We start from the raw sequence: 12,473 nt of genomic DNA, 5'->3' as shown, positions 1-12,473 counted from the left end.
AGTCAAATATTATATTCTAGCATAATTTTTTCGTGTTCATATCTTTGCCGATGTCGATTTCTAAATAAATCGCTCGCTCTTTTCGTAAAAATGATAAGATAAGGCAAGCGTTTCTCATTATAAACAACCGTCAAAAATCCGTGACGATTAAGACGTTTGAGGTTGTGATAATGTGCCTTTAAGTAACCTGAATCATCTTCTTTATGCGCTTCATGGAGGTAAATTAAGACCCGGTAATCTTCCGAGTTTAACCTTTTCATCCTTTCATCTCCCGTATGTTATTTTTTTCACATTAGCGATTATACTGCTAATAATCGCAAAAGAAAAATAAAAGAATATACATAATAAGGCGTATTCTTTTAATATTGAAAATTTTTAAATCGCATCTTAATAATGCTATAATGAAATGTGAAAAATAATTAAGGGAATGATGATTTTGAAGAAAATGGCCTTACTATTTGGCTTCCTCCTTATATTTGGTATTATCCTATCTGGCTGCTCAGGAAATACTTCCAAAAAAGAAGAGACTAGCAAAGAAAACACCCAACCGAAAAACATTATCGGGCAAACTTTACAAACAGAAGGCTTACACGAAACTACCGATAATTGGACCAACATGTATGAAACGGAATTTTATACAGTAGATGCAAACAATAAAATTATTTTTATCCAAGCAGATGTAACAGACAAAAATGTAGACTTTCCAGCATCTCAAGATAAATTGCTAGACCTTGCATCGCCTTATATTCCAAAAGAAACAACTGTTTTAACTGACATGCAAGATGGCTCCGGCTCGACAGGCTACGAATGCCAAAGCGGCGACATGCATTTTACAATTTTACAAGCAGACACCGACGATGATGGAAAAGTAGATACACTTTATATTTCGAAAATCTAAAAAATTGGCCCACAAATGTTATGCCTCAAAGAGTTAGACTAAAAGCCTAACTTTTTGAGTTTTTTTGCATTTATCTATTAAAAAAGTTTTTTATATTGAATCGTTGCATAAAGTAACAAAAAAGACACCAAACTCCGAAAAGCTTGGTATCACTAAAATTCAATATAACGTCCTGAGAGGGATTCGAACCCCCGACCGACGGCTTAGAAGGCCGTTGCTCTATCCAGCTGAGCTATCAGGACAAATGGCTAATTTTTCAACAGCCAAGTACCATTTTATTTCGATTTCATTCGTTTGTCAATGGTTTTATGCAAGTTCGCTTATATTTTTGCAAAAAGAGAACTTTTTCAAGCCTTCAAAAGCGGAAAAACTTGCGTCAGCTCCGTCAGCTCCTGATCATCTTCGTCCATGAATTTTACGCAAATCCCTTCAGGAACACTTTCGATTAAAGCATAGGTTTTCACGCGAATTTGACCTCGCGGCAAAGAAATACTGCCAGGGTTTAAAATGAGCGTCTGATCAATGAGTTCGGCGCCCAACTCGTGTGAGTGGCCAAAAAAGACAAAGTCAGCATCAAGCTCACGCGCCCGGTAGCGTAAGTTCATTAACGTCATTTTAATATTGTATAAATGACCGTGCGTCACAAAAATACGGTACTCGCCGACCTCGATAACGAGGTCATTAGGAAAGTCAGCGCCAAAATCGCAGTTTCCACGTACCGTCTGAAAGCCTTGAATAGCAGGATCATCCTTTTCAAGTTCAGAGTCACCACAATGAATCATAGCATCCACTTTGTTTTCATATTTTTCCTTTAAACGAAGCAGGCAGTCATGTTCATGATGACTGTCGCTAACTACTACTAATTTCATAAAATGTATATCCTCCCCATGTGCTACTGCTTTCTATTTTCTCACTTTTTATCAATTTTTTCTAGTACTTTTTCAATATTCGCACCAAGATTTTTAATTGCATTCGCACGATGGCTAATTTGGTTCTTTTCAGCAGGCGTTAAATTTGCCATCGTCACACCGCGTTCAGGTAGGAAAAACAACGGATCATAGCCAAACCCGTTTTTTCCAGAAAGCGCTTGTGCAATTTTCCCTTGGCAATCACCTTCATAATAATCAACCTCGCCGTCTGGTGTGGCAAGAGCTAGTGTGCAGTGGAATCTTGCCGTACGCTTTTCATCTGGCGTGTCTCCGAGCTCGCGTAAGAGCTTTTCATTATTCTTGGCATCATTATGTGCCTCGCCAGCATAACGCGCAGAATAGACGCCCGGGGCGCCGTCTAGTGCATCTACAATTAACCCCGAATCATCAGCTAGCACCGTTTGATTTAAAATTTTCGCTACCGTCGTCGCCTTTAAAGCAGCATTTTCCGCAAAAGTCGTACCCGTTTCTTCGATTTCACCAATTTCTGGAAAATCTTTCAGCGTTAAAATTTCCACATCATATTTTTCTAAAATCCCACGAAATTCCTGTGCTTTTCCAACATTTCCCGTTGCAATTACTAATTTTCGCATCTCTTTACTCCCCTTTTATAAGCGCCGTAATATCCGCACCTAATTGTTCTTTTTGTAGCTCAACAAGCTCCGCAATCCCTTTCCGCCCTAAGCGAAGAAGTTCACTTAGTTCCTCGTCAGAAAAAGTCGCCTCCTCGCCAGTTCCTTGTAGCTCAACAAACCGCCCTGCACCCGTCATAATCACGTTCATATCAACGTTTGCAGCGCTATCCTCCACATAATTTAAGTCTAAAACCGCTTCCCCTTCATCTAAAATGCCCACACTTGTAGCGGCAAGAAAATCTTGAATCGGAAATAAGTCAAATGATTTCTCCGTATGTAACCGATAAACCGCAAGCGTCATCGCGATAAAAGCGCCAGTAATAGAAGCCGTACGCGTACCTCCGTCCGCTTGGATCACATCGCAGTCGAGCCAAATTGTTCGCTCCCCTAGCGCGTCCAAATTGACAACAGCACGTAATGCGCGGCCGATCAGGCGTTGGATTTCCATCGTCCGTCCGCTCACTTTTCCTTTGGATGATTCGCGAATGTTTCTTGAACCTGTCGCCCGTGGCAGCATGGCGTATTCAGCTGAAATCCAACCTTTTCCTTCACCACGCATAAACGGCGGAACTTTTTCTTCAATGCTCGCGTTACAAATGACCTTCGTATTTCCAGCTGAAATTAAAACCGAACCTTCCGGATGCATGATGTAGTCTTTTTCTATCTTAATCTCACGCAATTCTTCATTATTTCTACCATCAAATCTCATTTTTACACCTGATTTCCTTATTTTTCCCCAAGAGTGATGTGTTCGACATCCATTTGAGGTAGTTTTAGCCAGTCGTTTGCGATATTATGGAAAATTTTGACCGAACCTGTTGTATAAAAACGGTGATCGGTTTCGCCGCCTCTTCGTTCGAGCAAATCATGATAATCGAGCAGTGCGCTCACTTCGCTGGCCGTTTCCTCACCAGAATTAATGACCGCAACGCCTTCGCCCATCACGTTTTCAATAAGCGGCTTTAAAAGCGGATAATGCGTGCAGCCCAAAATAAGCGAATCAATTTTTGTGCTTTTTAGCGGCAAAAGTGACTCTGCAACAATTTTTTTCGCGATAGCGCTTTTATATTCGCCCGATTCCACAATCGAAACAAATTTTGGACATGCAAGTGAATCCACTTTGACTTGATTATTCAGTCCCTTCAAAGCGTTTGGATACGCCATGCTTTGAACGGTTCCAACCGTCCCGAGTACACCAATATGATTGTTGCGCGATGCTTTAAGCGCCGCCCTAGAACCAGGCTGAATAACACCAATGACAGGTATATCTAATTTCATGCGAATATCTTTTAACGCCGCAGCAGTTGCCGTATTACAAGCAATCACTAACATTTTGATCTTTCGCTCCACTAAAAAATTCGTCATTTCCCAAGTGAATTTTAATACTTCTTCTGTATCACGCGGACCATACGGACAACGTGCTGTATCACCTAAATAATAAATGTTTTCATGAGGAAGTTGCTTTAACACTTCTTTTACTACGGTTAAGCCCCCAACCCCCGAATCAATAAATCCTATTGCTCGTTTCACGGTCTCGCCTCAATTTCTATTTTAAATCTATACGTTTCCATTTTCTTATTTTTTCCCACTTTTAGCAAGTATTTTACAAAAATTATCCTTCTCTCTTTCCAATTGGGGCTACTTTTAGTTATAATAGTGAAGAAGAAAGTGGGGTATTCACAATGACAGAAGAAATTCATGAAGACGTTCAGTCGCAAATTCCAAGCTTCGGCCTTGAATTGTTGCGAGACCATCTTATTCCTGAACTACTAGGCGAGGAAACACCACATATCCTCTACTGGGCCGGAAAAGATTTAGCAAGAAAATTTCCTTTAGCTTCTCTTGATGAAATAAGCGCATTTTTTAAAAAGGCTTCTTTCGGCGAACTTACGCTTACGAAAGAGAAAAAAGACGAGTTACGGATTACTTTAAGCGGTGAGCAGGTCGAAAAGCGCTTTTTAGCGGAAGGAAATCCTACTTTTAAACTAGAAGCAGGGTTTTTAGCGGAACAAATTCAAAGTCAGCGAGGCTTCTACGCAGAAGCTTACGATGAAATCAACGCGCGGAAAAAAGAGGCGCTCCTAATTGTGAAATGGGACCGGAAAGAAACGACCGATAACGAGGAAAACTATTAAAAATCAGGTAGCACGTCATGTTTAAAAGCTGACGACTACCTGATTTTTTTATGTGTATAATTTGAAAATGTTGCAACAACCATCATAAAAGTTATTGCACAAACTATTTCTTTATCGATTTTACTTTTTAAAACTCATATTGCGTATTTCTACAACTTTCTAAACTACCTTACTAGAATAGCAACAGTCGATTCAGAAACTTTAATACTTGCACTATCATACGCAATGATGGAAACGATATCTGTCATCGAAGTAATTTGCGGGCGAGCGTAATATGAATAGTTTCCTGCTGTAACTGGAACTTTGCTTAAAGTAACTCCATTTACTTTTAACGCCACATACCTTACATTGCCCGTATATGTTCCAGATACATATTTATCTTGGTCTATTGTATAATCGTTTGCTGTAATGGTGCAAGTTGTACTCCCAGAATTGTATAATTTTACTTCCTCTCTCGCAATGACAGTACCTTTTGAGTCATAACCAATGACATACACTTTATCTGTAGTTCCATTCGTAATATTTGGTCGTGCGTAATATCGATACTTCCCATCTGTTGCAACTGGAACTTTACTTAGCGTAGCTCCGTTTACCTCTAAAGAAACATATTGCACATCACCCGTATACGTTCCAGATACATATTTATCTTGGTTTACCGTATAATCATATGCGCTAATGCTACCTGTTGAACTATTTGTATCGTTTAATGCAACTTTTGTTTTCGAAACTTCAGCACCACTTGAATCATAACCAATCATGTACATTTGATCTGTATTTGCATCTGTCTCCGTTAATCTGGCATAGTACTGATAGCTACCGCCTGTAACTGGAACTTTACTTCGTTTAACTCCTTTTACTTCTAATGCCACATACTTTACATCACCTGTATACGTTCCTGTTACATATCTATCTTGGTTTATCATATAAGGATTTACTGTAAGGGTACTCGTTATGTCACTACCTGTTTCTGTGCCAAGTAATGTAACTTTCTCTCTTGTAGTTCGGACAATTTTCGAGTCATAAGCAACGATGTACACTTGATCTGTATTTACATCTGTCTCCGTTAGTCTGGCATAGCATTCAAAGCTACCACCTGTAACTGGAACTTTACTTCGTTCAACACCCTTTACTTCTAATGCAACATATCTTACATCACCTGTATACGTCCCTGTTATGATTCTATCTTGGTTTACTGTAAAGGGATTTACTGTAAGGGTACTCGTTATGTCACTACCTGTTTCTGTGCCAAGTAATGTAACTTTCTCTCTTGCAATTTGGGCATTTTTCGAGTCATAAGCAATGATGTACACTTGATTTGTATTTACATCTGACTCCGTTAGTCTGGCATAGTATTCATAGCTGCCACCTGTAACTGGCATTTTACTTCGTTCAATGCCCTTTACTTCTAATGCAACATACTTTATATCGCCCGTATACGTCCCTGTTATGTATCTATCTTGGTCTACTGTATAAGGATTTACTGTAATAGCCCCTCCTGTCACAGTATCTGTGCTGCGTAACGTGACTTTCGTGCGTGCTAATTGTTGATTAGAAGAATCAAGCCCAACTAGATACACGTCTTGGTTTACGTCAGTAATCTCAGGCCGCGCATAATATTCAAAGCTTCCAGCCATGGGAATAGTCGCTTTTCTAAGACCATCTACTTCTAAATAAACCCTTGTCACAGCACCTGTAGCCTCTGCTTGAATACGACTATCTGTACCAACATAAAAGTCTTGGTTGACAATGATTGTGCCTGCAGCATTCGTATTTGTTTCCGTGTCAACGTTTACAACCTCTTGATTAGTTTCTGTCGCTAACACATCGTGTGGTAAAGTAGTCATAACTGTTGCAACAAACACTGTAGCTGCAATAATACTAACACTTAACTTTCTTAACTTAGCTTTTTTGTTCTTCATATTTATCTTCTCCCTTGTTTAAGATAGTCATTTAACAGCTGCCTTTAAATCTAAAAACATGTATATCTTAAAAAAAACTTTTCACAGTATACCGTTATTGATTTTATATGCTTTAGCACACCGTTTAGCCTCGCTTGTTATTTATGATTATCTTTTCTAAATAATTAAAAATTCGTTTGGATGCTCCTCCTTTGATGGGAATTATGACGAATGTGTTTTGAAATATCAAAATACACATAATCATGATACCATCAAAGAAACACACGAAATGGATACTAAAATAGTTTTCTTTGCATATTTTATGTATAAAATGTTACGTTTATTTTTTAAAAAGTATATTATTTATGTAATCAAGCCAGCGGAAAACAGAAAATTTCCTTTAGCTTCTTTTTCGGAAAAAGAAGACTTTGTTAATTGTGAAATGGGACCAAAAAAATAAAAGCATAAAACCAGACATAATCCCATTTTTAAAATGGAGTTCACTGGTTCTATGCTTTTTTGTTGCGTGATTATCTTACCGCGACTGGTGATTCAGCAATAAGACTGCCTGCATTATTATATGCAAGGACTGAAACTACATCTGTTGTCGAAGTGATTTGTGGACGTGCATAATACGTATAGTTCCCGTCTACAACCGGAATTCTACTTAAAATCGTTCCGTTCACTCTCAAAGTAATGTATTTTACATTCCCTGTATACGTTCCAACCACATATTTATCTTGATTTAATATGTAGTTATATGCTGTAATAGTGCCATCTAGTTCACTATTCGTCCCGGACAATGTCACTTTGACTCTTGAAACTTCATTGCCTTCTGAGTTATAGCCAATAACATATACTTGATCCGTATTGGCATTCGTAATATTTGGCCGCGCATAGTACTGGAAACTACCATCTGTTGCAACTGGAATACTGTAAAGAACCGTGCCGTTCACTGAAAGACCTACTTTTTTGATATCTCCTGTATACGTTCCTTTCACATAAGCATCCGCCCCAACAATAAAATTCTTAGGAGAAACTGTACCTGTTCTTATTTGTCCATCTTTTAAGGTCACTTTTGTGCGTGCTAACTGCTCATTAGAAGCATTAAGTCCAACTAAATAGACATCTTGATTTACGTGAGTAATGACATTCTTGGCATAGTACTCAAAGCTACTTGCCACAGGAATAGTTGATTTTCTCACACCATCTACTTCTAGATAAACTTTTGTCACATCTCCTGTAACTTCCGCTTGAATTCGGCTATCCACGCCAACAAGATAATCCTTTTTGACGCTGACTGTACCAGTAGATGTCTGAGTTTGTACTACAGTTGTGCTTGCACTTGACGTTTTACCATTTGCTGTTGCCGTTGCAATAATAACCGTATTCGCAGCTTGTTTTTGTATCGTTAATACATACACACCATCAGAAGCCACTCGACCTCTTGCTAACACCACACCACTTTGATTTTTCAATTCAATATCTGCATTTGGCTCTGCTGTCCCTTCTGCCCTTACTGAATCTGTTGTTAATGACTTAATGGTTGTTGGTGCAATACTTTCGCGTTTAACCGTTGTGGATGCACTTTCGGTTTTACCACTTACCGTCGCTGTAGCTGTAATAATTGTTCCCTCAGGTTGCTTTGGAATGGTCAAACTGTAGTAGCCATCTGTCGCAACTTTGCCTCTCGCAAGGATAATACCACTTTGGTTTTTCAATTCAATATCTGCATTTGGTTCCGCGGTTCCTTCTGCCCTTACTGAATCCGTTGTTATTGCTTCAATGGTTGTGGGTGCCATACGCTCTCGCACAACTGTTGTGGACGCACTTTCGGTTTGTCCCTTTGCCGTCACAGTAGCTGTGATAATTGTTCCTTCTAATTGTTTGGGAATCGCTAAATTATACCTACCGTCAGAACCTACGCTTCCAACTGCCAGTTGCGTCCCGCTTTGATTTTTAATGCTAATTATAGTGTTAGGTTCAGCTGTTCCTTCCACCCTCGTCGAATCAGTTGTAAGCTTATTAATTGTAGTAAAAGCAAGATCTGCCTCTTTCACAATGATAGAATCTACACTAAGAGCAATGGTTGATTGATTATTTACTATTTCGCGATAAGCTAATGATATTTTTATTTTAGTACCTGCTGCTTGTTTTGGAATAACAAACGCAAATGTACCGTTAGTATTGACTGTACCACTCGCAATTTGGTTCTCGGAATCATTCACTGAAATAACAATATCTGCTCCTGGCGTCGCTGTCCCACTTATTACGTTTGAGTTTGGGGTAACAGGATACGTTTCAAATGGAATACGGTCAGTATAAACGACCGTTGCATCAGCACTCGAAGTATTGCCATCTTTAGTTGCTGTCACTGTCATGACCGTATTAGCTGCTTGTTCCGCAATGCTAATTCTATATCCGCCTTCAAAATCTGCGCGTCCTGTCCCAATTTGGACACCATTGTTAGTAACCGTAATGGCTGAACCAGGTTCTGCAAAACCTTTAGCGATTGTTGATTTTGTAGTGGCACCTCCCCAAATTGTTGTAGTTCCGATGGCAGCGTTTACATTTTTAACAACTTGATTACCCACTACTTCCTGATTCGCTTCAATCGCTACCGCATTATAAGGTACTGTCGTTAGAATAGTTGACGCAATAACAGTGGACAAAACGGCACTAATGCTCAATTTCCTTAACTTAGATTTTTTGCTAGTCATGTTTGCACTCTCCCTTTTTCTTAGTTAAGACAATCTTCCAAATTAACATAACTAATCGCCTTTTTACAATCTAGAAAATATGTAAGTTCACTTTGATTTAAAGTGAGGTTGGGTAGTACTCAAGAAGTCCCCCATTGATTATTCATAAGTTTTACATACTCTGACGAACCGTTTAGATTATTTTGTTTTTTCTTGATTGCCTTTTTCTGAACAGCTAAAAATTCGCGCAGTTGTCCCTCCTTTGCTATAAAGTATAACTGTTTATTTAAACTAAAATATAAACAGTTATACTCATAATAACATCAAAAAATATACAAATAGGCTAGTAAAATAGTTTTTTAAACGAAAAATATGTATATTTTATGACATTTACAGAGAATATATGAATCTTTCTTAATCTATTTACTCTATAATAGAGTTTTAAAGAATTAAAAAAAGTAGAAAATATTTTCTACTTTTTTTCGTATTCTTCCAGCAATAAACCGTACACAACATAATCAACAAAGCGACCATTGATAAATTTTGCCTCTTTCAAAATTCCTTCTTTTCTAAAGCCTAATTTTTCAGGTAAGGACTGGCTCTTCTCATTATTAGATGCAATTTTCATTTCAATTCTATGTAACTTAAGCGTGTGGAAGCCATAATCAATTAAAAAGCGTAGCGACTTAATCATCAGGCCTTGGCCTTGAAACGGTTCAGCTAACCAATAACCTATTTCGCCACTCTGGTTGACTTTATCCATTGTATGAAAACTGATAGAGCCGACGAGTTTTCCTTCGTATTCCATCATAAATAAAGTTGGCACTTCTTCATTAACGTTCATTTGATACGCTATATTACGCGCGGTATCGCTTTTTGTTTCAGCTTTATCGCTGACCGTCAGCCAGTTTCTTAAATAACTTTTGGCCGATTTAATCAGTTCAAAATAGTCGTCTACATCATTTTTAGTTAAAACGCGAATGGTAAGTTTCTCATCAATTTGATGTTTGAACATTGGTTTTCCACCTTTCAGCCGCTATTTTAGTTGATGGCGCTTGATTTTGCCAGATGCGGTTTTGGGTAGCTCGGGCGTGATGTGGAAGGCTTTCGGAATTTTATAGGCGGCCAGTTTGGTCTTTAATGCTTCTACTAGGTGCGGCTCGCTGAACGTGGGTAAGACGACGAGGTGTGCGACTGGCACTTCGCCCCATTTGGCGTCTTTTTTTCCAACAACAGCGGCTTCTAAGACGTGTTTATCACTCAAAATGGCGTGTTCAACTTCTGTTGGGTAGATGTTTTCGCCGCCGGATATAATCAAGTCACCCTTGCGCTCTGCTACAAATAGGAAGCCTTCTTCGTCCACGTGGCCGATATCTCCGGTACGAAAGAATTCGTTTTGTGTGGCTTCGTCTGTCGCAGCCGGGTTGTTCAGATAGCCCTTGAAAACAGTTGGCCCACGCAGCCAGATTTCTCCGTCAACGTCCGCCTCATTAGCCTTTTCAATATGCAATTCCGAGGGGAACAAGATGCGGCCTGAGGAGCCGATTTTACGTTTCGCATCGGCCGGGTTTAGCGCAACAATTTGTGACGCCGTTTCGGTCATGCCATATGACTGAACAATTGGAATGCGGCGCGCAAAACAGGTTTCTAGCATGTCTTTTCGAACGGCACTTCCGCCGAGCAAAACAACACGCACGTTTTCGTGGAAAGCCGCCGAACTGTGGGCAAGTAGCCGTTCAATCATTGTCAGAACGACTGAAGCATGCGTCACGTCCCCGCTCATTAGTAGTTTCGTGACGCGCACCACATCAAATTTTTCTTCCAAAAAAACCGGAATCCCGTAAATGACCGAGCGCATCAAAATCGACAGGCCGCTAATGTGAAAAATTGGCACCACACAAAGCCACGCGTCCGAACGTGGGTTCACGCCAAAATTTAGTGCTGAAGCTGTCGCGCTGAAGAAATGGTTCCCGTAAGTTTGCAGAACGCCTTTCGGGTTTCCCGTCGTGCCAGAGGTGTACATAACCGATGCTACGTCATCAAAATCATTTTTTGTGGCAGAAAAATCTCGTGCGATTTGCGCAGCCACTTCCGAAAATGCGTGACGCGCACCGTCTAAATCCACCGAAAAATCAGCAAAGGCATCATCAAAAAGCGTACAAATGGCGCCGCTATCCAAAATCTCAAAATTCATTTCAGAAGCCGTCAACCGATTGTTCAAAAAAACCGGAATGGCGCCAAGCAATTGGAGAGCGTGAATCATCAAAAAAGTTTCCTTGTTGTTTTTTCCAAGAAGCGCCACAAAATCGCCCGGTTTAATGTTCAGGCTGGCCAGTTTTCCAGCGTTACAAAATGCGTCCCCTGCCACCTCTTCAAACGAATATTTTTCTCCGCGGAAAACAAGCGCAGTTTCATGTGGCGAAACCTGCGCTCGTTGTAATAACCAGTTCATCATGGGAATTTCGGGAATTGATCGAAGTCAGGGTCGCGTTTTTCCTTGAAGGCGTCGCGGCCTTCTTTCGCTTCATCTGTCGTATAGTAAAGAAGTGTTGCGTCCCCTGCGAGTTGTTGAATTCCCGCCAAACCATCTGTATCGGCATTAAATGCCGCTTTAATAAAGCGCAAAGCTGTCGGACTTTTCTTAAGCATTTCTTCTGCCCAAGCGACCGTTTCATTTTCCAGTTCAGAAACGGGTACGACCGTATTAATCCAGCCCATTTCAAGCGCTTCCTCGGCCGTATATTGGCGGCACATAAACCAAACTTCCTTAGCTTTTTTATGCCCGATAACGCGCGCCAAGTACCCAGAGCCATACCCCGCGTCAAAACTTCCTACGTTCGGTCCAGTTTGACCAAACTTCGCATTGTCAGCAGCAATTGTAATGTCACAAACAAGTTGCAACACATTTCCGCCGCCAATTGACCAGCCTGCAACCATTGCAATAACTGGTTTTGGAATGATACGAATGAGACGCTGTAAGTCGAGCACGTTTAAACGTGGAATTTGGTCATCGCCAACATAACCGCCGTGCCCGCGCACTTTCTGATCTCCCCCAGAACAAAACGCTTTGTCGCCTTCACCAGTTAAAATGATGACACCAATTTTTTCATCATCGCGAGCCAAATTAAACGCATCAATCATTTCCATCACCGTTTTAGGCGTAAATGCATTATGTACATGCGGACGATTAATCGTTACTTTCGCAATTCCGTTGTGCGACTCATATTTAATTTCCTCAAACACTTTCTCCGTTTTCCATTCAATCATAGAAAAAACCTC

General features: G+C 40.1%; 12 protein-coding genes and 1 tRNA gene. 2 read left to right on the top strand and 11 right to left on the bottom strand.

Going from position 1 to position 12,473, the window contains the following annotated elements:
* Positions 1 to 2: 2 nt before the first annotated feature.
* A complete protein-coding gene (locus tag CFS60_RS12565; RefSeq protein ID WP_088809868.1) occupies positions 3 to 260 on the bottom strand; it encodes a hypothetical protein in 258 nt (85 codons plus the stop codon).
* 185 nt (positions 261 to 445) lie between these two features.
* Between CFS60_RS12565 and CFS60_RS12560 the strand changes: the two genes are divergently transcribed.
* Complete coding sequence (locus CFS60_RS12560; protein ID WP_255377779.1) at positions 446 to 898, top strand: hypothetical protein; 453 nt, start codon at positions 446 to 448, stop codon at positions 896 to 898.
* Between the two features lie 168 nt (positions 899 to 1,066).
* On the opposite strand, the gene CFS60_RS12555 is transcribed toward CFS60_RS12560, so the two are convergent.
* From CFS60_RS12555 to racE, 5 genes are all read right to left on the bottom strand, one after another.
* Positions 1,067 to 1,140 (bottom strand) — tRNA-Arg (locus tag CFS60_RS12555).
* A gap of 105 nt (positions 1,141 to 1,245) precedes the next feature.
* A complete protein-coding gene (locus CFS60_RS12550) occupies positions 1,246 to 1,767 on the bottom strand; it encodes a metallophosphoesterase (protein ID WP_088809867.1) in 522 nt (173 codons plus the stop codon).
* 41 nt (positions 1,768 to 1,808) lie between these two features.
* The gene (locus CFS60_RS12545) at positions 1,809 to 2,420 is read right to left on the bottom strand and encodes an XTP/dITP diphosphatase (protein ID WP_088809866.1); all 612 of its coding nucleotides are present in this window, start codon (positions 2,418 to 2,420) and stop codon (positions 1,809 to 1,811) included.
* A gap of 4 nt (positions 2,421 to 2,424) precedes the next feature.
* Positions 2,425 to 3,171: a ribonuclease PH gene (gene rph, locus CFS60_RS12540; RefSeq protein WP_088839324.1), complete on the bottom strand. Its 747-nt coding sequence runs from the start codon at positions 3,169 to 3,171 to the stop codon at positions 2,425 to 2,427.
* 17 nt (positions 3,172 to 3,188) lie between these two features.
* The gene (racE, locus tag CFS60_RS12535; RefSeq protein WP_088809864.1) at positions 3,189 to 3,992 is read right to left on the bottom strand and encodes a glutamate racemase; all 804 of its coding nucleotides are present in this window, start codon (positions 3,990 to 3,992) and stop codon (positions 3,189 to 3,191) included.
* A gap of 152 nt (positions 3,993 to 4,144) precedes the next feature.
* On the opposite strand from racE, the gene CFS60_RS12530 reads away from it, so the two are divergent.
* Positions 4,145 to 4,597 (top strand): YslB family protein, encoded by a 453-nt coding sequence (locus tag CFS60_RS12530; protein ID WP_088809863.1) that lies wholly within the window; start codon positions 4,145 to 4,147, stop codon positions 4,595 to 4,597.
* 164 nt (positions 4,598 to 4,761) lie between these two features.
* Here the strand turns inward: CFS60_RS12530 and CFS60_RS12525 are convergent, their stop codons facing one another.
* The 5 genes from CFS60_RS12525 to menB form a co-directional block, all read right to left on the bottom strand.
* Positions 4,762 to 6,516, bottom strand: coding sequence for an immunoglobulin-like domain-containing protein (locus CFS60_RS12525; protein ID WP_088839323.1), 1,755 nt, complete (start codon positions 6,514 to 6,516; stop codon positions 4,762 to 4,764).
* 509 nt (positions 6,517 to 7,025) lie between these two features.
* Positions 7,026 to 9,215, bottom strand: a complete 2,190-nt coding sequence (locus CFS60_RS12520) for an immunoglobulin-like domain-containing protein (RefSeq protein WP_088809860.1) — start codon at positions 9,213 to 9,215, stop codon at positions 7,026 to 7,028.
* Positions 9,216 to 9,666: 451 nt separating this feature from the next.
* Positions 9,667 to 10,209: a GNAT family N-acetyltransferase gene (locus tag CFS60_RS12515; RefSeq protein WP_088809859.1), complete on the bottom strand. Its 543-nt coding sequence runs from the start codon at positions 10,207 to 10,209 to the stop codon at positions 9,667 to 9,669.
* Positions 10,210 to 10,230: 21 nt separating this feature from the next.
* Positions 10,231 to 11,649 (bottom strand): o-succinylbenzoate--CoA ligase, encoded by a 1,419-nt coding sequence (locus CFS60_RS12510; RefSeq protein WP_088839322.1) that lies wholly within the window; start codon positions 11,647 to 11,649, stop codon positions 10,231 to 10,233.
* Positions 11,646 to 12,461 carry a 1,4-dihydroxy-2-naphthoyl-CoA synthase gene (gene menB / locus CFS60_RS12505; RefSeq protein WP_088809857.1) on the bottom strand — a complete coding sequence of 272 codons (816 nt, stop codon included), beginning with the start codon at positions 12,459 to 12,461 and terminating at the stop codon, positions 11,646 to 11,648. Before menB ends, CFS60_RS12510 begins: the two co-directional genes overlap by 4 nt.
* Positions 12,462 to 12,473: the final 12 nt, after the last annotated feature.

The organism is Listeria sp. ILCC792 (assembly GCF_900186135.1).
Taxonomy (GTDB): Bacteria; Bacillota; Bacilli; order Lactobacillales; family Listeriaceae; genus Listeria; species Listeria goaensis.
Note: the sequence above shows the minus strand (reverse complement) of the source record. Positions and strands in the feature narration are given on the sequence as shown.